The organism is Pseudomonas sp. FP215, from assembly GCF_030687795.1.
Classification (GTDB): Bacteria; Pseudomonadota; Gammaproteobacteria; order Pseudomonadales; family Pseudomonadaceae; genus Aquipseudomonas; species Aquipseudomonas salmasensis.
The window spans coordinates 6,340,006-6,362,969 of the sequence record NZ_CP117447.1 but is presented as its reverse complement, the minus strand read 5'-3'; the positions used below and the strand labels follow the sequence as shown (position 1 = coordinate 6,362,969).

General features: G+C 59.6%; 22 protein-coding genes. 18 read left to right on the top strand and 4 right to left on the bottom strand.

Going from position 1 to position 22,964, the window contains the following annotated elements; all coding sequences use genetic code 11:
- Positions 1 to 214: 214 nt before the first annotated feature.
- The 8 genes from PSH76_RS28980 to PSH76_RS28945 all read left to right on the top strand — a co-directional run bounded on the left by PSH76_RS28980 (position 215) and on the right by PSH76_RS28945 (position 7,449).
- A complete protein-coding gene (locus tag PSH76_RS28980; RefSeq protein WP_032894627.1) occupies positions 215 to 1,555 on the top strand; it encodes an OprD family porin in 1,341 nt (446 codons plus the stop codon).
- Between the two features lie 275 nt (positions 1,556 to 1,830).
- Positions 1,831 to 2,469, top strand: coding sequence for a peroxiredoxin (locus PSH76_RS28975; RefSeq protein ID WP_098950086.1), 639 nt, complete (start codon positions 1,831 to 1,833; stop codon positions 2,467 to 2,469).
- 312 nt (positions 2,470 to 2,781) lie between these two features.
- Entirely contained in the window at positions 2,782 to 3,375 is a 594-nt protein-coding gene (gene ssuE, locus PSH76_RS28970; RefSeq protein ID WP_020301824.1) for an NADPH-dependent FMN reductase, read from the top strand.
- Between the two features lie 97 nt (positions 3,376 to 3,472).
- Positions 3,473 to 4,441: a sulfonate ABC transporter substrate-binding protein gene (locus PSH76_RS28965; protein ID WP_305493323.1), complete on the top strand. Its 969-nt coding sequence runs from the start codon at positions 3,473 to 3,475 to the stop codon at positions 4,439 to 4,441.
- A 26-nt stretch (positions 4,442 to 4,467) separates the two neighbouring features.
- Positions 4,468 to 5,616, top strand: a complete 1,149-nt coding sequence (gene ssuD, locus PSH76_RS28960) for an FMNH2-dependent alkanesulfonate monooxygenase (RefSeq protein WP_278918600.1) — start codon at positions 4,468 to 4,470, stop codon at positions 5,614 to 5,616.
- 9 nt (positions 5,617 to 5,625) lie between these two features.
- On the top strand, positions 5,626 to 6,411 hold the full coding sequence (gene ssuC, locus PSH76_RS28955; RefSeq protein ID WP_003195258.1) for an aliphatic sulfonate ABC transporter permease SsuC: 786 nt from the start codon (positions 5,626 to 5,628) through the stop codon (positions 6,409 to 6,411).
- Positions 6,408 to 7,214 (top strand): aliphatic sulfonates ABC transporter ATP-binding protein, encoded by an 807-nt coding sequence (gene ssuB / locus PSH76_RS28950; RefSeq protein WP_305493322.1) that lies wholly within the window; start codon positions 6,408 to 6,410, stop codon positions 7,212 to 7,214. Before ssuC ends, ssuB begins: the two co-directional genes overlap by 4 nt.
- Positions 7,215 to 7,233: 19 nt before the next feature.
- Positions 7,234 to 7,449: a molybdopterin-binding protein gene (locus tag PSH76_RS28945; protein ID WP_003176783.1), complete on the top strand. Its 216-nt coding sequence runs from the start codon at positions 7,234 to 7,236 to the stop codon at positions 7,447 to 7,449.
- A gap of 521 nt (positions 7,450 to 7,970) precedes the next feature.
- Here the strand turns inward: PSH76_RS28945 and PSH76_RS28940 are convergent.
- Positions 7,971 to 8,600 carry a TetR/AcrR family transcriptional regulator gene (locus tag PSH76_RS28940; RefSeq protein WP_003195254.1) on the bottom strand — a complete coding sequence of 210 codons (630 nt, stop codon included), beginning with the start codon at positions 8,598 to 8,600 and terminating at the stop codon, positions 7,971 to 7,973.
- Positions 8,601 to 8,831: 231 nt separating this feature from the next.
- Positions 8,832 to 10,208 carry a glutamine synthetase family protein gene (locus PSH76_RS28935; protein ID WP_003195252.1) on the bottom strand — a complete coding sequence of 459 codons (1,377 nt, stop codon included), beginning with the start codon at positions 10,206 to 10,208 and terminating at the stop codon, positions 8,832 to 8,834.
- A gap of 278 nt (positions 10,209 to 10,486) precedes the next feature.
- On the opposite strand from PSH76_RS28935, the gene PSH76_RS28930 reads away from it, so the two are divergent.
- The 8 genes from PSH76_RS28930 (at position 10,487) to PSH76_RS28895 (ending at position 19,485) form a co-directional block, all read left to right on the top strand.
- Complete coding sequence (locus PSH76_RS28930; RefSeq protein WP_032894633.1) at positions 10,487 to 10,726, top strand: hypothetical protein; 240 nt, start codon at positions 10,487 to 10,489, stop codon at positions 10,724 to 10,726.
- Between the two features lie 79 nt (positions 10,727 to 10,805).
- On the top strand, positions 10,806 to 12,164 hold the full coding sequence (locus PSH76_RS28925; protein ID WP_003195249.1) for a glutamine synthetase family protein: 1,359 nt from the start codon (positions 10,806 to 10,808) through the stop codon (positions 12,162 to 12,164).
- Positions 12,165 to 12,486: 322 nt separating this feature from the next.
- Entirely contained in the window at positions 12,487 to 13,851 is a 1,365-nt protein-coding gene (locus PSH76_RS28920; RefSeq protein WP_003195247.1) for an aspartate aminotransferase family protein, read from the top strand.
- A 183-nt stretch (positions 13,852 to 14,034) separates the two neighbouring features.
- Positions 14,035 to 15,129 carry a polyamine ABC transporter substrate-binding protein gene (locus PSH76_RS28915; protein WP_305494499.1) on the top strand — a complete coding sequence of 365 codons (1,095 nt, stop codon included), beginning with the start codon at positions 14,035 to 14,037 and terminating at the stop codon, positions 15,127 to 15,129.
- A gap of 254 nt (positions 15,130 to 15,383) precedes the next feature.
- A complete protein-coding gene (locus PSH76_RS28910) occupies positions 15,384 to 16,478 on the top strand; it encodes a polyamine ABC transporter substrate-binding protein (protein ID WP_138762037.1) in 1,095 nt (364 codons plus the stop codon).
- Positions 16,479 to 16,544: 66 nt separating this feature from the next.
- On the top strand, positions 16,545 to 17,687 hold the full coding sequence (locus tag PSH76_RS28905; protein ID WP_003195240.1) for an ABC transporter ATP-binding protein: 1,143 nt from the start codon (positions 16,545 to 16,547) through the stop codon (positions 17,685 to 17,687).
- On the top strand, positions 17,684 to 18,604 hold the full coding sequence (locus PSH76_RS28900) for an ABC transporter permease subunit (RefSeq protein ID WP_003195238.1): 921 nt from the start codon (positions 17,684 to 17,686) through the stop codon (positions 18,602 to 18,604). The genes PSH76_RS28905 and PSH76_RS28900 overlap by 4 nt, the downstream gene beginning before the upstream one ends.
- A complete protein-coding gene (locus PSH76_RS28895; protein ID WP_003195236.1) occupies positions 18,601 to 19,485 on the top strand; it encodes an ABC transporter permease subunit in 885 nt (294 codons plus the stop codon). The genes PSH76_RS28900 and PSH76_RS28895 overlap by 4 nt, the downstream gene beginning before the upstream one ends.
- 138 nt (positions 19,486 to 19,623) lie before the next feature.
- Here the strand turns inward: PSH76_RS28895 and PSH76_RS28890 are convergent, their stop codons facing one another.
- Entirely contained in the window at positions 19,624 to 20,265 is a 642-nt protein-coding gene (locus PSH76_RS28890) for an HD domain-containing protein (protein ID WP_305493321.1), read from the bottom strand.
- A 266-nt stretch (positions 20,266 to 20,531) separates the two neighbouring features.
- Here PSH76_RS28890 and PSH76_RS28885 point away from each other — a divergent pair, with 266 nt between their 5' ends.
- Entirely contained in the window at positions 20,532 to 21,497 is a 966-nt protein-coding gene (locus tag PSH76_RS28885; protein WP_138762091.1) for a GlxA family transcriptional regulator, read from the top strand.
- Here the strand turns inward: PSH76_RS28885 and PSH76_RS28880 are convergent.
- Positions 21,475 to 21,828, bottom strand: coding sequence for a carboxymuconolactone decarboxylase family protein (locus PSH76_RS28880; protein ID WP_034128991.1), 354 nt, complete (start codon positions 21,826 to 21,828; stop codon positions 21,475 to 21,477). The genes PSH76_RS28885 and PSH76_RS28880 overlap by 23 nt on opposite strands.
- 99 nt (positions 21,829 to 21,927) lie before the next feature.
- Between PSH76_RS28880 and PSH76_RS28875 the strand changes: the two genes are divergently transcribed.
- Positions 21,928 to 22,830, top strand: a complete 903-nt coding sequence (locus PSH76_RS28875; protein ID WP_305493320.1) for an AraC family transcriptional regulator — start codon at positions 21,928 to 21,930, stop codon at positions 22,828 to 22,830.
- The last annotated feature ends 134 nt before the right edge of the window (positions 22,831 to 22,964 follow it).

Below are 22,964 nucleotides of genomic sequence, written 5' to 3'. Positions count from 1 at the left end.
CGTATGAAAAAGAATGAAATAATTCTTTTTGGGTGTATGAAAAACTCATTACCCTGCAGGGACCAAATCAACTGCGATTAGACGAAGGTAGTAGACACACAAGGTTACGATTGACTTGGTAGTCACTATCTGGCGCTAATCGCGCATCTGTGGATCGAGGGCGTCAGACCCGAGACCAAAGAAATACAAAAATTAGAAATGAGAGGAGCGGTACATGAAGAAGTCCACCTTGGCTGTGGCTGTAGCGTTGGGCGCAATCGCCCAGCAAGCAGGCGCTGCCGGTTTCATCGAAGACAGCAAGGCCACACTGGGCCTGCGCAACTTCTACATCAACACCGATAACCGCGAAGGCGCTGGTGCGAACAAGAACGAAGAGTGGGGCCAAGGCTTCGATCTGCGTTTCATCTCGGGTTACACCCAAGGCACCGTTGGCTTCGGTCTTGACGCAATCGGCCTGCTGGGCGTTCGCCTGGATTCGGGTGGCGGTACCAACGGCGCGACTGCCAGCTCCTACGGCGGCACCATCTTCCCGAGCAAGTCCAATGGCGAAGCCGTTGATAACTACTCGAGCCTGGGCCTGACCGCCAAGGCCAAGATCTCCCAGACCGAACTGAAGCTGGGTACCTTGCAGCCTAAGCTGCCGGTCATCGTCACCAACGATGGTCGTATGCTGCCGCAGACCTTCCAGGGTGGCCAGATCACCTCCAGCGACATCAAGGACCTGACCCTGGTTGCCGGCCAGATCGAAAAAGCCAAGGGCCGTAACTCCAGCAACAACGAAAGCCTGTCCATCTCCGGCGCCAACAGCCGTGGCGTGAACTGGCGTTCGAGCAACAAGTTCTACTACGCCGGTGGCGACTACAAGATCACCAAGGATCTGACCGCCCAGTACTACTACGGCAACCTGGAAGATTTCTACAAGCAACACTTCCTGGGCCTGACCCACAACTGGGCTATCGGCCCTGGCGTGCTGAAGTCTGACCTGCGTTACTTCAACAGCTCCGACGACGGTAACAACGGCAACCAGTCCGCTTACTTCTCGACGGGCAACTACAGCGGCGTGAACTCCGGCCGTGGCAAAGTCGACAACAACCTGTACAGCGGCCTGTTCCTGTACTCGGTGGCCGGTCACACCTTCGGTGGCGGTTACCAGGTCAGCAACGGCAGCAGCGACTTCCCTTGGCTGAACCAGGGTGACGGTTCGTCGGCTTACATCACCACCGACATGCAGATCCAGAAGTTCGCCCGTGCCGGCGAGCGTACCTGGCAAGCTCGCTACTCCTACGACTTCGCCAAAGTCGGCGTACCTGGCCTGACCGCGGGTGTGGTTTACCTCAAGGGCGACCATATCGACACCGTCGCCAGCAACCGTACCGAGTTCACCGGCCAGTCCGAGTGGGAACGTGACATCACTGTTGCCTACGTCGTACCGGAAGGTCCGCTGAAGAACGTCGGCGTGGCATGGAAAAACGCTATGTGGCGCAGCGACATCGCCAACGCGCGTAACCAAGACGAAAACCGCTTGATCGTCAGCTACTCGATCCCGCTGTTGTAAGACTGTAAAACCTTGCCCGGCGCAATGCCGGGCAAGGTGTCTTGCTGTTCAAGTCGGGCTCAACCCCCGCAAGCCCTTCCTGAACCCCTCTTTTTTACAGCGTCTCAAGGCCTTCTCGAACCTTGTAAGCGATGTTGGCCTCAGGCCGTTCCCAAGTCCAATGAACTGATTTTTAATATTCTTTTATCGTCTAGATAAATCGATATTTATTCTTTTTAAATCACCAGAAATCCATGCACAGTGGGCTCCATAAGCACTCACCAGGAGCCATACCCATGAGCCTAAGACTGGGCGACATCGCCCCCGACTTCGAACAGGATTCCAGCGCCGGCAAGATTCGTTTCCATGAGTGGCTGGGCGACAGCTGGGGTGTGTTGTTTTCCCACCCGGCGGACTTCACGCCGGTGTGCACCACAGAACTAGGTTTCACCGCCAAACTCAAGGATGAATTCGCCAAGCGTGGGGTCAAGGCCATCGCCCTGTCGGTAGACCCGGTGGATTCGCACCACAAGTGGATCGACGACATCAACGAGACCCAGAACACCGTGGTCAACTTCCCGATCCTGGCCGACGCCGACCGCAAGGTTTCAGACCTCTACGACCTGATCCACCCGAATGCCAGCGATACCCTCACCGTGCGCTCCTTGTTCGTGATCGACCCGAACAAGAAGATCCGCCTGACCATCACTTACCCGGCCAGCACCGGGCGTAACTTCCATGAAATTCTGCGGGTGATCGACTCCCTGCAACTGACCGACAACCACAAGGTGGCGACGCCCGCCAACTGGCAGGATGGGGACGAAGTGGTGATCGTGCCGTCGCTCAAGGACGAGGAAGAGATCAAAAAACGCTTTCCCAAGGGCTATCGCGCGGTGAAGCCGTACCTGCGCCTTACCCCACAACCCAATCGTTAAGGCTGATATCGCCATCGCGGGCAAGCCCGGCTCCCACAGTTGACCGCATTCCCCTGTGGGAGCCGGGCTTGCCCGCGATAGCGGCCTTATCAACAACACATGTTTCCAAACCGTCTCACACAGCAGGGGTTTTCAGGCCGTTTCGACGGCCTTTTTTTTCGCCTGGCGATTGATTAAACGCTTATGTATTTATGGAATAAACAAATGAATAAATAAGATTTATAGATATATAAATCTGCTGATAAGGTCTATCCCATCTTGGCGCCATCGCCGTACAGCGAACCGCCGACACTTGCTCAAGGAATCTCCTGCATGCTGGTCGTAACACTTGGAGGCAGCCCCAGCCAGCGTTCCCGCTCTGGGGTCTTGCTGGATAAAACCCGTCAGTGGCTGCAACAGCAAGGCGTGGAAGTGGTGAGTTACCAGATACGGGACTTCCCGGCTGAAGACTTGCTGCACGCGCGCTTCGACAGCCCCAAGGTCATCGACCTGCTGCAACAAGTCGCCAATGCCGACGGCTTGGTAATCGCCACGCCGGTGTACAAGGCGTCGTTTTCCGGGGCGTTGAAAACCGTATTGGACCTGCTGCCGGAGCGTGCTTTGGCCCATAAGGTGGTATTGCCGATGGCGACCGGCGGCAGCATCGCCCACATGCTGGCGGTGGACTACGCCCTGAAGCCGGTGCTGTCGGCCCTCAAGGCCCAGGAATTGCTCCACGGTATTTTTGCCGAAGACAGCCAGATCGCTTATGGCGAAGGCAGCGTGCAGGCGCAACTGGTGCCGGTACTCGAGCAGCGTCTGCACGAAGCCCTGGAGCAGCTCTACAGCGCCATGGCGCGCCGGCCAAAACCGCTGGACCCTGACGTATTGAATGAACGTTTGTTGAGTGCTCGCTGGAGCATCTGAGCCTTACCCCGAAAAGCTGGAAACCCTCACCTTACTCAGCCGACAACGGCCAAGCAGGTGCAGCCAAAACCCTAATCGCACAGTTGGAGAGAGCGCCATGCGCACTGTCATCTTGCGTCGTGGTCTGGTCGCACTCTTTGCTGCGGCTGTGTCCTTCGGCGCCATTGTTCAAGCCCACGCCGCCGAGACCTTGCGGATCGGTTATCAGAAGTACGGCACCCTGGTGCTGCTCAAGGCCAAGGGCACCCTGGAAAAACGCCTGGCCGCCCAAGGTGTGCAGGTGCAGTGGACCGAGTTTCCCGGTGGCCCGCAATTGCTTGAGGGCCTGAACGTCGGCTCCATCGACTTCGGCGTTACCGGCGAAACCCCACCGGTGTTTGCCCAGGCGGCTGGCGCCGATCTGCTCTATGTCGCCTACGAACCACCCGCACCTACCAGCGAAGCGATCCTGGTGCCCAAGGACTCGCCGATCAAATCGGTGGCCGAACTCAAGGGTAAAAAGGTCGTGCTCAACAAAGGCTCCAACGTGCACTACCTGCTGGTGCGTGCCCTGGAAGACGCCGGCCTCAACTACACCGACGTGAAGACCGTGTTCCTGCCGCCCGCCGATGCCCGTGCCGCGTTCGAGCGTGGCAGCGTGGACGCCTGGGTGATCTGGGACCCGTACCAGGCCGCCGCCGAGAAGCAACTGCAAGCGCGCACCCTGCGAGACGGCACCGGTATCGCCGACAACCATCAGTTTTACCTGGCCACCAAGCCCTACGCCGAACAACACCCGCAAGTGATCAAGGCGCTGGTGGAAGAAGTGCGTGCGGTAGGCGAATGGTCCAAGGCCAACCCCCAGGAAGTGACTGACCAGGTCGCGCCACTGCTCGGCCTGCCGGCAGATATCACCCTCACGTCGGTGAAACGCCAGGGCTATGGCGCGCTGTTTTTGACCCCGGCAGTGGTCGCCGCCCAGCAGAAAATCGCCGACAGCTTCTACCAACTCAAATTGATCCCCAAGCCCTTGAGCATCAAGGACGTGATCTGGACGCCACCCGCCGCGGTTGCCAAAGCGCCGTAATCCGACTTCATTCAGGAGACAACTCCATGAGCCTCAATATTTTCTGGTTCCTGCCCACCCACGGCGACGGTCATTACCTTGGCACCGCCGAAGGCGCCCGCGCTGTCGACCACGGTTACCTGCAACAGGTGGCTCAGGCCGCTGACCGCCTGGGTTTCGGCGGGGTGTTGATCCCTACGGGTCGCTCCTGCGAAGACTCGTGGTTGGTGGCCGCTTCGCTGATCCCCGTGACCCAGCGTTTGAAATTTCTGGTTGCCCTGCGCCCCGGGATCATCTCCCCGACCGTGGCCGCGCGCCAGGCCGCGACCCTGGATCGCCTGTCTGGTGGTCGTGCGCTGTTCAACCTGGTCACCGGTGGCGATCCGGAAGAACTGGCTGGCGACGGTTTGTTCTTGAGCCATGAAGAACGCTACCAGGCGTCGGTGGAATTCACCCGCATCTGGCGCCGTGTGCTGGAAGGCGAGACCGTGGACTACGACGGCGAACACATCAGCGTCAAAGGCGCCAAATTGCTCTACCCACCGATCCAGCAGCCACGCCCGCCACTGTATTTCGGCGGTTCCTCCGAGGCCGCCCAGGACCTGGCGGCCGAACAGGTGGAAATGGTGCTGACCTGGGGCGAGCCGCCGGCAGCCGTCGCCGAAAAAATCGCGCAAGTACGCGCCAAAGCCGCAAAGCTTGGGCGCACGGTGCGCTTCGGTATTCGCTTGCATGTGATCGTGCGCGAAACCAATGACGAAGCCTGGAAAGCCGCCGACAAACTGATCTCCCACCTGGACAACGAGACCATTGCCCGCGCCCAGGCGTCCTTGGCGCGCTTCGATTCGGTGGGCCAGCAACGCATGGCAGCCTTGCACGGCGGTAGCCGTGACAACCTGGAAGTCAGCCCCAACCTGTGGGCCGGCGTCGGCCTGGTACGTGGCGGCGCAGGGACGGCGCTGGTGGGCGATGGCCCAACGGTTGCGGCGCGGGTCAAGGAGTACGCGGACCTGGGTATCGATACCTTTATCTTCTCCGGTTATCCACACCTGGAAGAGTCGTATCGGGTGGCGGAGCTGTTGTTCCCGCACCTGGATATCGAACGTCCCGAGCTGCCCAAAAGCGCCGGCTACGTCAGCCCGTTCGGCGAGATGGTCGCCAACGACATCCTTCCCAAAGCTGCGTCACAGAGCTGAGGCGCCGTTATGGACTTAGAAAAAATCAGCCATCGCGTGGCGCCCTGGGTGCTGCCGATCTTATTGCTGGCGGTGTGGCAGTTGTCGGTGTCGGCGGGTTGGTTGTCGACGCGCATTCTGCCAGCGCCGAGTGCAGTGATCGAAGCCGGGGTTAACCTGGTGGTCAGCGGCGAAATCTGGACGCACCTGGCCATCAGCGGCTGGCGCGCCGGCCTGGGCTTTGTGATCGGTGGCAGCATCGGCTTGGCCCTGGGCTTTATCACCGGGCTGTCGAAGTGGGGCGAACGCTTGCTCGACAGCTCCGTGCAGATGATCCGCAACGTGCCGCACTTGGCGCTGATTCCGCTGGTGATCCTGTGGTTCGGCATCGATGAGACCGCGAAGATTTTCCTGGTGGCTCTGGGGACCTTGTTCCCGATCTACTTGAACACCTACCACGGCATCCGCAATGTCGACCCGGCACTGGTAGAGATGTCGCGCAGCTATGGCTTGTCCGGTTTCAGCCTGTTCTGGCAAGTGATCCTGCCGGGCGCGCTGCCGTCGATTCTGGTGGGGGTGCGCTTCGCCCTGGGCTTCATGTGGTTGACGCTGATCGTGGCGGAAACCATCTCGGCCAGTTCCGGCATCGGTTACCTGGCGATGAATGCCCGTGAATTCCTGCAAACCGACGTGGTGGTGCTGGCCATCGTCATGTACGCCATCCTCGGCAAACTGGCCGACCTGGCAGCCCGTGGGCTGGAGCGTGTGTGGCTGCGCTGGCACCCGGCGTACCAAGTCAAAGGAGGTGCAGCATGACCGCTCAACAACCTCCGCGCTTGTTGAAGGGCATCCCGCTGGAGGTGCGCAAATTGCGCAAGGCCTTTGGTACCCGCGAAGTGCTCAAAGAGATTGACCTGCATATTCCCGCAGGGCAGTTCGTGGCCGTGGTCGGCCGCAGTGGTTGCGGCAAAAGTACCTTGCTGCGTCTGTTGGCGGGGCTGGACAACGCCAGTGGCGGCGAGCTGCTGGCCGGCTCCGCGCCACTGCACGAGGCGATTGAAGATACGCGGTTGATGTTCCAGGAAGCGCGCTTGCTGCCCTGGAAAAAGATCATCGACAACGTCGGCCTGGGCCTCACGGGCGACTGGCGCCCCAAAGCGCTGGAGGCCCTGGAAGCGGTCGGCCTGGCCGAGCGCGCCAATGAGTGGCCGGCGGCGTTGTCCGGCGGCCAGAAACAGCGCGTGGCACTCGCCCGGGCGTTGATCCACCAACCGCGGCTGTTGCTGCTCGACGAGCCGCTGGGTGCACTGGATGCCCTGACCCGCATCGAGATGCAGCAACTGATCGAGAACCTGTGGCGCAAGCACGGTTTCACGGTGTTGCTGGTGACCCACGACGTCAGCGAAGCCGTGGCGATTGCCGACCGCGTGATTCTGATCGAAAACGGCGAAATCGGCCTGGACCTGACCATCGACCTGCCACGCCCACGGGCCCGTGGCTCACACCGCCTGGCCGCGCTGGAAGCCGAAGTGCTCAACCGCGTGCTGTCGCTCCCCGGTTCCCCACCGGAACCCGAACCTGTTTCACCGCTGCCGACGCAATTGCGTTGGGCTCAATAACCCACACAGGAAAAACACCATGACGATTAAAGCCATCAACGTGCGTAACCAGTTCAAAGGCACCATCAAGGAGATCGTGGTCGGAGACGTGCTGTCGGAAATTGACGTGCAGACCGCGTCCGGCATTGTCACTTCGGTGATCACCACCCGTTCGGTCAAGGAGTTGGAGTTGGTGATCGGCAGTGAGGTGATTGCCTTTGTGAAGTCCACTGAGGTGTCGATTGCCAAGTTGTGATTTTCACCGCCCTTGAGAGCGCTATCGCAGCGATGCGGCGACCCGACAAGCCAGCTCCCACATTTGAATGTATTCACATATCAAAATGTGGGAGCTGGCTTGCCTGCGAAGACGGCCTAACAGTCAATATAGTTGGACCGTGTACATATCCATTCCTGCGGTAACGGCCACCTAGGGTTCCGCCCTGACGGCGGCTCACTTTTGAAAAGCGCAAAAGTAAGCAAAACGCTTCTTGCCCCACCACTCGGCACCTCGCTTAGGCTCGGTGTGCCCGAACACAGGCTTGAATCCGTGGGCCGCCGCCACGCGCCATCCATGGCGCGGGGCGGCTAACCCGGCGTCCTGCCGGGTTACCCACGAATTCAAGCCTGCGTTCGGCCAGCGTGGTTTAACGGGGCGCCTAAGATCAAAAGCAGATCAAGAGCGGCTCGCTTCGCATCGTGGTAACCGTCTGCTGCTACAGCCCACACAGTTGTGTAGATACCTATGCTGCGATGAGGCCGGCCCAGACAACAAAGCATTCAGCGCTTGGGCAGGTAGGCCGGCAAATAAAGCCCCACATACGCATCAAACACCCGCATCCCTTCCTCCGCCATGCGCGGCGTAATCAGCCCATGCTGATGCACCGAGCGCGCGTACACGCGGTCGCTCAACTCCAACGCCAGGGCAAACACATCCACGTCGCTCGGTAGCGTTGGCACTTCAAAGTGGCGATTGAACACCGCCAGCATCAAGTCGCCCAATTCCAGATCATGCTGGCGATCAGCCTGGGTCACTTCGGTCAACCCATGCTGGGCCAGGATCAACTGGCGTGCCGCGGCATCGTTGCTGTAGATGCTGAGCATGCGTTGTTCGACGATGTAGGACAGGTCGCGCCAATGCTTGAGCGATTCATGCTCGATGGGCGCCTGGATGGCAGCGCGAAAGGCCGCGTGAATGTCAGCGGTCAACGCCTCCAGCAACGCCGGCACACTGGCGAAAAAGTGGTACACCGACGACGGCGGAATCTGTGCCCGTTCGGCCACGCTGTAGATCGACAAACTCGCCACGCCTTCGGCGGCCAGCAAGGTGCGGGCGGCGTCGAGGATCGCGTCGATCCGGGCCTGGCTGCGGGCGCGGGGTTTGCGAACAGTGGCGGGGCGGGTGGTCATGGATGTCTCCTACAAGGCAGTGGGCATTGTATGAGTAGGAAGGTTGTGTTGTCTGCCAAGCCGCCTTCGCAGGCAAGCCAGCTCCCACAGTGGATCGCATTTCAAGCTTGGAACTCGGTCAAAGGTGGGAGCTGGCTTGCCTGCGATGAGGCCAACCCGGTTTCCCAAAATAAACCCATAAAAAAACGCCACTGACCAAAATCAGCGGCGTTCTTTTATTGCAGCAACCGCTTACACGGTATGCAGGTACCAGTTGTACTCAAGGTCGGAGATGGAGTGTTCAAACTCCTCCAGCTCACTTTCCTTACAGGCGACGAAGATATCGATGTATTTAGGATCGATGTACTTGGCCATCACCTCGCTGTCGTCCAACTCGCGCAGGGCATCGCGCAGGTTGTTCGGCAGGCTTTGCTCGTTCTGCTCGTAGCTGTTGCCTTCCACCGGAGCGTTCGGCTCGATCTTGTTGGTCAGGCCGTGGTGCACGCCCGCCAATACCGAGGCCATCAGCAGGTAAGGGTTGGCATCGGCGCCCGCCACACGGTGTTCGATACGCACGGCATCGGACGAGCCGGTAGGTACGCGAATCGCCACGGTGCGGTTATCAAGGCCCCAGCACGGCGAGTTCGGCACGTAGAACTGTGCGCCGAAACGACGGTAGGAGTTGACGTTGGGGCACAGAAACGCCATTTGGGCGGGTAGGGTCTCCAGCACACCGCCGATCGCGTGACGCAATGCGGCGTTCTGCTCGGGATCCTCGCTGGCAAAGATGTTCTTGCCGTCCTTGTCCAGAATGGAGATGTGTACGTGCAGCCCGTTGCCTGCCTGGCCTGGGTAAGGCTTGGCCATGAAGGTGGTGTCCATCTCATGGTCGTAGGCGATGTTCTTGATCAGACGCTTGAGCAGTACTGCGTAATCGCAGGCCTTGATCGGGTCGGCGACGTGGTGCAGGTTCACTTCGAACTGCGCCGGGGCACTTTCCTTGACGATGGCGTCCGCCGGGATGCCTTGCTCTTTGGCGCCTTCCAGAATGTCCTGGAGGCAATCGACGTATTCGTCGAGGTCGTCGATCAGGTAGACCTGTGTCGAGTGCGGGCGTTTGCCGGAGATCGGCGAGCGGGGCGGTTGCGGGCGGCCGTTCACGTTCTCCTGGTCGATCAGGTAGAACTCAAGCTCGAAGGCGGCGCAGATGGTCAGACCGAGGTCGTCAAACTTGGTAACAACTTGGCGGAGCACTTCGCGCGGATCGGCGAAGAAAGGTTCACCTTCGAGTTCGTGCATGGTCATCAGCAGTTGCGCGGTAGGGCGCTTTTGCCAGGGTTCATTGCACAGGGTGTCGGGGATTGGATAACAGATTCGGTCAGCATCACCGATGTCCAGGCCCAGGCCGGTGCTTTCCACCGTAGAGCCGTTGATATCCAGGGCAAATAAAGAGGCAGGCAGGTTAATGCCCTTCTCGTAAACCTTGTGGAGGCTGGTGCGTTCGATGCGCTTACCGCGCACCACACCATTCATATCCGCAATTAGAAGGTCTACGTACAGAACCTCAGGATGATCCTTAAGGAACGCGTTCGCTTCGTTAAGCTGAACGGCACGCGGGGGTACCGACATGATGCAACACCTTTGTTGTTAAAAATATCAATCATTGATCTTTTCTGGTTTCAGTCAACCCGAACGGCTAGCCGAAGTCAAGCGAGGCATTTTTTGCCCTAAAAAAGCGCCATGAAGGCTTTTTTGCGGGGTTTTGGGGCGGTTTTTTGGGTTTGAGGGTCTTGGGACCTGCAGGCTTGAGCGGGCCGTGTAGGATTTTTTACGGGGGTGTTGTGTAAAAAAATGAACAAGGCTAAGCTCGATTCAAACCCATAACAGCAATAATACCGGGGTGCTTCATGTTTCACCTGCCGCCAATCGGCGTCTGCGCCTGCTTCAGCCAGGCTTTGTCTGCAGATCGTTCGCCCCGCGTGAATGCCCAGGCACCGGCCAATATTTTTGACGGCCCGGCCGATCTCCTTTTTGCCATCTCCTACGCCACTGACCGGGCCTCATCCGCCGTGCCGATCATAATTGCGCACAACTTTGGCCTGAGGAATGCAACCCATGAGCAAATGGCAGGTAAGCTCCTACCCTGAATGAAAAAACGACGCGGATGCTGCGTCAACCAACGCCTGGCCTTTAATGGATGCCAGGAAACCCAGCCCAGAGGCATTTATGAGTAACAACCTCGACCAGCTCACCGATTGGTTGAAAGACCACAAGATCACAGAAGTCGAATGCATGATTGGCGACCTCACCGGTATTACCCGGGGCAAGATCTCGCCGACCAACAAGTTCATTGCCGAAAAAGGCATGCGCCTGCCCGAGAGCGTTCTGTTGCAGACCGTGACCGGCGACTATGTCGAAGACGACATCTATTACGAATTGCTCGACCCGGCCGACATCGACATGATCTGCCGCCCCGACCAGAACGCGGTATTTCTGGTGCCGTGGGCCATCGAGCCGACCGCCCAGGTGATCCACGACACCTACGACAAGCAAGGCAACCCGATCGAGCTGTCGCCGCGCAACGTGCTCAAGAAAGTCCTCAAGCTCTACTCCGATCGCGGCTGGCAGCCCATCGTGGCGCCAGAGATGGAGTTCTACCTGACCAAACGCTGCGAAGACCCGGACTTCCCGCTGCAACCGCCGATTGGCCGCTCCGGCCGCCCGGAAACCGGTCGCCAGTCCTTCTCTATAGAAGCGGCCAACGAATTCGACCCGTTGTTCGAAGACGTCTACGACTGGTGCGAACTGCAGGAGCTGGACCTGGACACCCTGATCCACGAGGACGGCACCGCGCAGATGGAAATCAATTTCCGTCACGGCGACGCCCTGTCCCTGGCCGACCAGATCCTGGTGTTCAAGCGCACCATGCGTGAAGCCGCGCTCAAGCACGACGTGGCCGCCACCTTCATGGCCAAGCCCATGACCGGCGAGCCCGGCAGCGCGATGCACCTGCACCAGAGCATCATCGACATCGCCACCGGCAAGAACGTCTTCTCCAATGAAGACGGGACCATGAGCCAGCTGTTCCTCAACCACATTGGCGGCCTGCAGAAATTCATCCCTGAATTGCTGCCTTTATTCGCCCCCAACGTGAACTCGTTCCGCCGCTTCCTGCCCGACACCTCGGCGCCGGTAAACGTGGAATGGGGCGAAGAAAACCGCACTGTCGGCCTGCGCGTACCGGATGCCGGCCCGCAGAACCGCCGCGTGGAAAACCGCCTGCCGGGCGCCGACGCCAACCCGTACCTGGCGATTGCCGCCAGCCTGTTGTGCGGCTACATCGGCATGGTCGAAGGCCATAACCCGAGCGCGCCGGTGGTGGGCCGTGGTTACGAGCGACGCAACCTGCGTCTGCCGTTGACCATCGAAGACGCCCTGGAGCGCATGGAAAACAGCAAGACCATCGAGAAATACCTGGGGCAAAAATTCATCACAGGCTACGTCGCGGTCAAGCGGGCCGAGCATGAAAACTTCAAGCGCGTGATCAGTTCGTGGGAGCGGGAATTCCTGCTCTTCGCCGTCTGATGCGCCGGGCGCGCCCTTGGAGGGCGTGATCCCCGTAAATGACGGCCGCGCCGTCGTCCCGCAAAGCGCAAGACTAGGCATGAGGAGTGAGGTTTGGTTTCTTCAAATGAACGACGAGTAACGACGTATTGCGCTTTGCGGGACACGGCCCTCCGGGTTGTTTCTGTGATCGTGCCATGCGGCGTTGCGGGACTCGGCAAGGAAACAACCCTTCCCTTCGTCCCGCGCCTTGCCTGGCACGATCACAGAAACAACGCGGCCGTCATTTACGGGGATCACGCCCTCCAGGCGCGCCCTTCACTGAAAAGTCTAGGAGATTGGTATGTCCAGCAACAACCCGCAAACCCGTGAATGGCAAGCCTTGAGCAATGATCACCACCTGGCGCCGTTCAGCGACTTCAAGCAATTGAAAGAGAAAGGCCCAAGGATCATCACCAAAGCCCACGGCGTTTACCTGTGGGACAGCGAAGGCAACAAGATCCTCGACGGTATGGCCGGCCTGTGGTGCGTGGCGATCGGTTACGGTCGCGATGAACTGGCCGATGCCGCCGCCAAGCAAATGAAAGAACTGCCGTACTACAACCTGTTCTTCCAGACCGCACACCCGCCGGTATTGGAGTTGGCCAAGGTCATTTCCGATGTCGCGCCGGCCGGCATGAACCATGTGTTCTTCACCGGCTCTGGCTCCGAAGGCAACGACACCATGTTGCGCATGGTCCGCCACTACTGGGCGATCAAGGGCCAGCCCAACAAGAAAACCATCATTGCCCGCAAGAATGGCTACCACGGCTCTACCGTGGCCGGCGCCAGCCTGGGCGGCATGACCTATATGCACGAGCAGGGCGACTTGCCGATCCCGGGCATTACCCACATCGCCCAGCCCTACTGGTTTGGCGAAGGCGGCGACATGAGCCCCGAGGAATTCGGTGTGTGGGCGGCCAACCAGTTGGAAGAGAAAATCCTGGAGCTGGGCGTGGACAACGTCGGCGCCTTTATTGCCGAGCCGATCCAGGGCGCCGGTGGCGTGATCGTGCCGCCTGCCACGTACTGGCCGCGCATCAAGGAAATCCTCGCCAAGTACGACATCCTGTTTGTCGCCGACGAAGTGATCTGCGGTTTCGGCCGTACCGGTGAGTGGTTCGGTAGCGATTTCTACGACCTCAAGCCACACATGATGACCATCGCCAAGGGCCTGACTTCGGGTTACGTGCCCATGGGCGGCCTGATCGTGCGCGACGAAGTGGTGGCGGTGCTCAACGAAGGGGGCGATTTCAACCACGGCTTTACCTATTCCGGTCACCCGGTCGCTGCGGCTGTGGCCCTGGAAAACATCCGCATCCTGCGCGATGAAAAAATCGTTAACCGTGTGCACGAAGAAACGGCACCGTATTTGCAGAAACGTCTGAGGGAACTGGGCGATCATCCACTGGTGGGTGAAGTACGCGGCGTCGGTATGCTCGGTGCGATCGAGCTGGTGCAGGACAAGGCCACGCGCAAGCGTCATGAAGGCAAAGGCGCCGGCATGATCTGCCGAACCTTCTGCTTCGAAAATGGCCTGATCATGCGCGCCGTAGGCGACACCATGATCATTTCGCCGCCACTGGTTATCAGCAAGGCTGAAATCGACGAGTTGGTGACCAAGGCCCGTCACTGCCTGGACCTGACTTTGGCTGCCTTGCAGGGCTAAGTGCTAGGCTCAGTGCGCGGTGTACTGGGCAGTTACAAATGCAGGGGCTTTGGTTGAAAGCCGGCCCCTGAACTTGCCAGACTGTCGCCCTGTTTTGTTGCCCTTCGGTTGGGCCGTAAAACATACAACGCTTGTGGCCCAAAAAAGAAAAAATTGGAGCATCACCAAATGAAGGCATTAGGTTTGAAGAACGCTGACAAGACCCTCCTCGCCTTGTCGCTGATGGGCGCAATGGCGGGCGCGGCCCAGGCAGACAGCAAAGTGCTGCACGTCTACAACTGGTCCGACTACATTGCACCGGACACCATCGCCAACTTTGAAAAAGAGTCGGGCATCAAAGTGGTGTACGACGTTTTTGACAGCAACGAGACCCTGGAAGCCAAGTTGCTGGCAGGCAAGTCCGGCTACGACATCGTCGTACCGTCGAACAACTTCCTCGCCAAGCAGATCAAGGCCGGTGTCTATCAGGAGCTGGACAAGTCCAAGCTGCCTGCCTACAGCAACCTGAACGCCTCCCTGCTCAAAGCCGTGTCGGTCAGCGACCCGGACAACAAGCACGCCTTCCCGTACATGTGGGGCTCGATCGGCATCGGCTACAACCCGGAGAAGGTCAAGGCTGCGCTGGGCGTGGACAAGATCGACTCGTGGGATGTGCTGATGAAGCCAGAGAACATCGCCAAGCTGAAAAGCTGCGGCGTGAGCTTCCTCGATTCGCCGACCGAAATGCTGCCGATTGCTTTGCACTACCTGGGCCTGCCGACCGACACCCAGAAGAAAGCCGAGCTCAAGCAGGCTGAAGACCTGTTCTTGAAGATCCGTCCTTCGATCGGCTACTTCCACTCCTCCAAGTACATCTCCGACCTGGCCAACGGCAACATCTGCGTGGCCGTGGGTTACTCGGGTGACATCCAGCAGGCCAAGTCCCGCGCGGCTGAAGCCGGTGGCAAAGTCAAAGTTGCCTACGACATTCCGAAAGAAGGCGCCGGCAGTTTCTTCGACATGGTTGCCATCCCTAAAGATGCCGAAAACGTCGACGCTGCCTATGCATTCATGAACTACCTGCTCAAACCTGAAGTGATGGCGAGCATCACCAACAGCGTGCGTTTCCCGAACGGTAACGAGAAGGCCACCGCACTGGTAGACAAAGACATCACCAGCGACCCGGGCATCTACCCGGCCGCTGATGTGCAGGCCAAGCTCTACGCAATTGCTGACTTGCCGGCCGCTACTCAGCGTGAAATGACCCGTAGCTGGACCAAGATCAAATCCGGTAAATAACGCACAAACCTGTAGGAGCGAGCTCGCTCGCGAAAATCGTCAACGATAACGCGGGGCCTCTGATAGCCCGCGTTGCCTGTGAGTTCTTCGCGAGCAAGGGCTAGCCGCCCGCCTCGCTCCTACAAACAGCGGCAGCCGTACAGAAAATAAATGACAGAAAGTTTTGCCGGATCGGTTTATCGACGGTAAGTTGCGCGCCGGTTTTGTTGCCGGGCAACAACTTCAAGGCCCCAACTATTTAAGAGGACCTCCACTTGCCAATTTCTTTATTTCGCAAAGCCATGCTGGTGGGTGCAGGTATCACGCTGGCCGCCAGCGTGCAGGCCGCACCGACGGTGCATATTTATAACTGGTCGGATTACATCGGCCCCGACACCCTGGCCAACTTCGAAAAGGCCAGCGGTATCAAGCCCGTGTATGACGTGTTTGACTCCAACGAAACCCTGGAAGGCAAGTTGCTCGCCGGGCGCACCGGCTATGACGTTGTGGTGCCGTCCAACCACTTCCTGGGCAAGCAGATCAAAGCTGGAGCGTTCCAGAAGCTCGACAAGTCACTGCTGACCCACTACGCCAACCTCGACCCGGTACTGCTCAAACGCCTGGAAAAGAACGACCCGGGCAACCAGTACGCGGTGCCGTACCTGTGGGGCACCAACGGCATTGGCTACAACGTCGACAAGGTCAAAGAAGTGCTGGGTGTCGACAAAATCGACTCCTGGGCTGTGTTGTTCGAACCGGAAAACATGAAGAAGCTGGCCTCTTGCGGCGTGTCGTTCATGGATTCGGCCGATGAAATGCTGCCGGCGGTACTCAATTACATGGGCCTGGACCCCAACAGCACCAACCCGGCTGACTACAAGAAGGCCGAGGAAAAACTGCTGAAAGTGCGGCCCTACGTGACCTACTTCCATTCCTCCAAATACATCTCGGACCTGGCCAACGGCAACATCTGCGTGGCGGCCGGTTTCTCCGGCGATGTGTTCCAGGCCAAGGCTCGCGCAGCAGAGGCGGGCAAAGGCGTGAACATCGCCTACACGATTCCCAAAGAAGGCGGCAACCTGTGGTTCGACGTGCTGGCGATTCCCAAGGATGCCAGCAACGTCAAGGAAGCCCACGCCTTCATCAACTATTTGCTGCAGCCTGAGGTGATCGCTCAGGTCAGCGATCAAGTCGGTTACGCCAACCCTAACCCAGGGGCGGACAAACTGATGGAGCAGTCGATACGCACCGACGCAGCGGTTTACCCACCGCAGGCGGTTCTCGAGCGGACATTCGTCAACTTTGAGCTACCCCCGAAAGTGCAGCGTTTAATGACCCGTAGCTGGACCAAGGTCAAGACGGGCAAGTAAGGCTCAAACTATCCAAGGCTGGCCTGCATTGGGCCGGCTGCACAGTTTTTTTTGGGAGTTTCGTAAATGGCAGTTGCCTCCGGCGCCTATAAGAAAGCCCTCGAGGGCGACCAGACACCGAAGAAGGTGCTGGTCAAAATCGACCGGGTCACGAAGAAGTTCGACGAGACGATTGCCGTGGACGATGTGTCCCTGGAAATCAAGAAAGGCGAGATCTTCGCCTTGCTCGGCGGTTCGGGTTCGGGCAAATCCACCTTGCTGCGCATGCTTGCAGGTTTCGAGCGCCCAACCGAAGGTCGCATCTACCTCGACGGTGTGGACATCACCGACATGCCGCCCTATGAGCGGCCGATCAACATGATGTTCCAGTCCTACGCCTTGTTCCCGCACATGACCGTGGCGCAGAACATCGCCTTCGGCCTGCAACAGGACAAGATCCCCAAGGCTGAAGTCGACGCACGCGTGGCCGAGATGCTCAAGCTGGTGCAGATGAGCCAGTACGCCAAGCGCAAGCCGCACCAGCTGTCCGGCGGCCAGCGCCAGCGTGTGGCCTTGGCCCGCTCCTTGGCCAAGCGCCCGAAACTGCTGCTGCTCGATGAGCCGATGGGCGCACTGGACAAGAAGCTGCGCTCGCAGATGCAACTGGAGTTGGTGGAGATCATCGAGCGCGTTGGGGTGACCTGCGTGATGGTGACCCACGACCAGGAAGAGGCCATGACCATGGCCGAACGCATTGCGATCATGCACCTGGGCTGGATCGCCCAGATCGGCAGCCCCATCGATATCTACGAAACCCCCACCAGCCGCCTGGTGTGCGAGTTCATTGGCAACGTCAACATCTTCGACACCCAAGTGGTGGACGACGCTGAAGGCCACGCGGTGCTCAAGTGCCCGGACCTGGATCGCGACATCTACGTGGGCTACGGCATCGCCACCTCGGTGGAAGACAAGTCGGTGACCTACGCCATTCGCCCGGAAAAGCTGTTAGTGACCACCGAGATGCCGACCTGCGAGCACAACTGGTCCAGCGGCAAGGTCCACGACATCGCCTACCTGGGCGGCCACTCGGTGTTCTACGTGGAGCTGCCGAGCGGCAAGCTGGTGCAGTCCTTTGTCGCCAACGCCGAACGCCGTGGCCAACGCCCAACCTGGGGTGACCAGGTGTACGTGTGGTGGGAAGACGACAGCGGCGTGGTACTTCGCTCATGAACATGAAGAAATTCAAGCGGCGCTTGGATCGCATCGTGCCCAATGGCAAGCAGGTGGTCATCGGGATTCCCTTCCTCTGGCTGTTCCTGTTTTTCGCACTGCCGTTTTTCATCGTGCTGAAAATCAGCTTTGCCGAAGCCGATGTGGCGATCCCGCCCTATACCGAGATCTATACCTACGTTGAGCAAAAGCTGGAGGTGGTGCTGAACCTGGCCAACTACAGCTTGCTGGCCGGCGACGAGTTGTATATTGCCGCCTATCTGGGCTCGCTGAAGATGGCGTTTTTCAGCACGCTGCTGTGCCTGCTGATCGGCTACCCGATGGCCTACGCCATCGCCACCGCGCGCAAAGAGATGCAGACCGTGCTGGTGCTGCTGATCATGATGCCCACCTGGACCGCGATCCTGATCCGGGTGTATGCGTGGATGGGTATCCTCAGCAACAACGGCCTGCTCAACGGCTTTTTGATGTCCATGGGCTTGATCAACGAGCCGCTGCAGATCCTCAACACCAACATCGCGGTGTACATCGGCGTGGTCTATTCGTACCTGCCGTTCATGATCCTGCCGCTCTACGCCAACCTGGTGAAGCACGACCAGAGCCTGCTGGAAGCCGCTTCCGACCTGGGGTCGAGCACCTTCAACAGCTTCTGGAAAATCACCGTGCCGCTGTCCAAGAACGGCATCATCGCCGGTTGCATGCTGGTGTTTATCCCGGTGGTGGGCGAGTTCGTGATTCCTGAACTGCTCGGCGGCCCGGAAACCCTGATGATCGGTAAGGTGTTGTGGCAAGAGTTCTTCAACAACCGTGACTGGCCGGTGGCATCTGCCCTGGCGGTGGTGATGCTGGCGATCCTGATCGTGCCGATCATCCTGTTCAACCGCAGCCAAGCCAAAGAGTTGGAGGGCAAGATATGAAGCGTTTTCGTTTCTCCAGCTTCATGCTGGTCGCAGGCTTGTTGTTCATCTACCTGCCGATGTTGATCCTGGTGATCTACTCGTTCAACGAATCCAAGCTGGTGACAGTGTGGGGCGGTTGGTCGATCAAGTGGTACGTGGGCCTGTTGGACAACACCCAGTTGATGGGCTCGGTGGCCCGCTCCCTGGAAATCGCCTGCTACACGGCGGTGGCGGCGGTGGCGTTGGGTACCCTGGCAGCCTTCGTGCTGACGCGCATCAGCCAGTTCAAGGGCCGCACGCTGTTCGGCGGCCTGGTGACGGCGCCGTTGGTGATGCCGGAAGTGATCACTGGTCTGTCACTGTTGCTGCTGTTCGTGGCCATGGCGCAGATGATCGGCTGGCCCCAGGAGCGTGGCATCGTCACCATCTGGATTGCCCACACCACCTTCTGTGCGGCGTATGTGGCGGTGGTGGTGTCGGCGCGTTTGCGTGAGCTTGACCTGTCGATTGAAGAAGCAGCGATGGACTTGGGCGCACGGCCGTGGAAGGTGTTCTTCCTGATCACCATCCCGATGATCGCGCCGTCGCTGGCGGCGGGCGGCATGATGTCGTTCGCGCTGTCCCTGGACGACCTGGTACTGGCCAGCTTCGTGTCGGGCCCCGGTTCCACTACCTTGCCGATGGAAGTGTTCTCGGCGGTGCGCCTTGGGGTTAAACCCGAGATCAACGCCGTGGCCAGCCTGATTCTGTTAGCGGTGTCGCTGGTGACCTTCCTGGTGTGGTTCTTCAGCCGTCGGGCCGAAGAGCATCGCAAGAAGGCCATTCAGCAGGCGATTGAAGAAGCGGCGGCGGATGGCTGGCAACAGCCGGACAAGCGCCGGGCGCCAGCCCCGGTCTAACTGCCGGAATAGGGTGAAAATGTGGGAGCTGGCTTGCCTGCGATGGCGGTGTATCAGTCACTTATTAGGTGCTGACCCACCGCCATCGCAGGCAAGCCAGCTCCCACAGTAGTTTTGCGGTGCTTATAAAATCGGGTTTCAGTCAGCCCACGGCGACGTGCGGATCACCTGCACAAAATTCATCGGATTGAACCCCGGTTCCTGGTCCACCAGCACATCGGTCTTCACGTTGCCAAACGTGGTCTGCGGGCGATGGCGCAAGCCGTCGGCGAATGCGCAGATGATGCACTCCTTGAACCCTTCACCCCGTGGATGCGCATGCACCACCGCTTCGCGCTGCACGCTGCTGAAGGCGGCGTAGTCCATGCCCAGCACGTCCATCTCCACACCAGCGGTCACCAATGCCACCGTGGGGCGCAGGTGTTTCGGCACGCCCGGCGTGGTGTGCAGGGCGATGGACAACCACACTTGTTCAATATCGTCATCGCTCAACCCATAAGGCTTGAGGAACGCAGCGGCGGCGTTGGCGCCGTCCACTTCGAAACGCTCGTCGTCACTGCGGTGGCCTTCCATCAGGCCCAGGTCATGGAACATTGCGCCGACGTAGAGCAACTCCGGGTTGTAGGCCAACTGCTTGCGCTCACCGCTCAAGGCGCCGAACAGGAAGACGCGGCGCGAATGGTGGTAGAGCAGGTCGGACTCGACGTCGCGAATGTATTCGGTGGTGGCCCGGGCCAAGGCGCTGTCAGGAATCTGGATACCGGCTATGGTGGTGCTCATGGTGGATCTCCTCTGGAAAGATTCCAGTCTGGTCCCATGACCCTGGAGCGGCTATCGCCACAGGGAGGCGATCCCGGCCAATGTGCCGCCACATCGTGCCAAGTGGAGTAGCCCTTTCAGGCCTAAGGAGATCAAATGTGGGAGCGGGCTTGCTCGCGAAAGTGGCCTGTCAGTTGATGCATGTGTCGGCTGGGCCACCGCCTTCGCGAGCAAGCCCGCTCCCACAGGGGATTTGCGCTCATTCAGTGAGAGAGGTGTTTGTGAGTATGGGCAAAACCGTCGCCATCCTGATCTTTCCCGGTGTCCAGTCGCTGGACGTGACCGGGCCGATGGATGTGTTCTGCGAGGCCAACCGCTTCCTGGCGCCCGAGGATCACTATCGGCTGGAAGTGCTCGGCTTCGGCCACGGCGCCATGGCGGCCTCCAACGGTTTGTCATTGCAGGCGCACAAGCACTACAGCGAAGCCCGACAACCCTACGACCTGCTGCTGGTCGCCGGTGGCCCGCAGTTACCCTTCGAAGATTTCGGCCCCGAGTTTGACGCCTGGCTGCGCGCGGCCGCCGCGAAGGCGCAGCGCTTCGGCTCGATCTGCAATGGCGCCTTCATGCTGGCCCGTGCGGGCCTGCTGGACGGCAAGACCGTCACTACCCACTGGAATGACGCCGCCAGCCTGGCGCGCCTGTGCCCATCGGCTCAGGTCGAAGCCGACCGTCTCTATGTGCAAGACGGTAAGCTCTACACCTCCGCCGGGGTCACGGCGGGTATCGACCTGTCGTTGTACCTGCTGGCCCAGGATCACGGCCCGGAAGTCGCGCTGAGCGTGGCCAAGCGCCTGGTGGTGTTCACTCAGCGCTCGGGCGGGCAATCGCAGTTCAGCCCGTTCCTCACGCCCCATGCCGAAACCACCTCGGCGGTGGCACTGGTGCAGCTGTACGTGTTGGCCAACCTGACGGGAGACTTGACCATTGCCGACCTGGCCAAGGCGGCCAATATGAGTGCGCGCAATTTCTCCCGGGTGTTCGCCCGTGAAGCGCGGATTACGCCAGCGGAGTTTGTCGAGAGGGCGCGTGTGGATGCGGCGCGGGTGATGCTTGAAAGCAGTCACGCACCGCTTAAAACCGTGGCCTATCAATGCGGCTTTCGCGACGCCCAGCACATGCGCAGTGTGTTCAACCGCCGGCTGGGCGTCACGCCGCAACAGTTCAGGCTTAACTTTGCGGCGCCGGTTTGAGCGTGTCGTAGGCTTCCAGAGCGCGCAACGAGTAGATGTAGGCCGCGCCTGCATTCAGCGAGATCGCGGTGGCCAGGGTGGCCGCCACTTCTTCGCGGGTTGCCCCGGCCTTGATGGCGGCATCGGCATGTACGCCGATGCAACCGTCGCAGCGGGTGGTGATCGCCACGGCGATGGAAATCAGTTCACGGGTCTTGGCGTCGAGTACATTGTTTTCCTCGGCAGCTTCCCCCAGCGCCATGTAGGCTTTGACCATCTTCGGGTTGCTCTTGCCCAGTGAGCCAAAGGCTTTCTTCACGGTAGGCAGCAAGTCGGACCAGTTATTGAACATTGCAGTAACTCCTGAACAGGTTGGGTGTGAAGCCAGTCTGCGCTGTTCGGGGCTGGGGCTATTGTTCAATCCGCTCATCTTTTTGACCGATACTCGCAAATGAATGCCATCGACACCCTTATCGCGCTGGCCAACCTGCGCGGCAGCCTGGATTTGCGTTGCCAGTTCCAAGGGGACTGGGCGCTGGACCATGCGCCGGAAAACCTCGGCGTGGCGCCGTATCACATCGTGCTCAGCGGCACCTGCCGCGCCGAGTTGTCTGGCGGGCAGTGTGTGACGCTGGAGGAGGGCGATATCCTGCTGATGCCCGGTGGCGGTACCCACTTGCTGCGCAGCCAGGGCGCGCGGATCCGCCCGATGCAGCCTCGCGTTATTGACGGTGGGGTGCTGACCGTGCACCGTTTGGGCGGCAAACAGCCGGATGTGGATATGCTGTGTGGCAGCTTTCACTACAACCGCCAGTCGCTGTTGTTTGATGCGTTGCCGGACTATCTGGTGGTGTCCAGCCGCCAATGGCAGGGTGATGGGCAATTGGCGGCGTTGATCGCCTTGCTGCGCAGCGAAGCGGACGGGCAGCAATTGGGCGCCCGTTCGTTTATCAATGCGCTGTCTTCAGCCCTGTTCACCTTGATCCTGCGCAGTTGGTTGAGCGACCAGGCGCCAGTGGCGGGTACCTTCGCCTTGCTCGCTGACAAGCGCTTGAGCAAGGCCTGGCAAGCCATGCTGGCTGAACCTGGGTATGAGTGGACCATCGACAGCCTGGCGTTGGCGGCCAGCATGTCCCGCGCCACCTTTATGCGTGCGTTCGTCAAAGTGGCAGGCGTATCGCCCTGGGTGTTGCTCACCCAACTGCGCATGGAGAGGGCGTTCAACCTGCTGCGTCAGTCACGCCTGAGCCTGATCGATATCGCCGCCCAGGTGGGGTATCAGTCTCAAGCGGCATTCAGCAAGAAATTCAAGGACACCTACGGCCAAGCGCCAGGGCGCATGCGGGCAGGCTAGCCCCAATACCTGTAGGAGCGAGCTTGCTCGCGAAGAACGCACAGGCGCCGCGTTCATTCAGGAAGCGCGCGTTAGCGTTGACGTTTTTCGCGAGCAAGCTCGCTCCTACAGACAGGGGGTCGGATAGGTTGGTC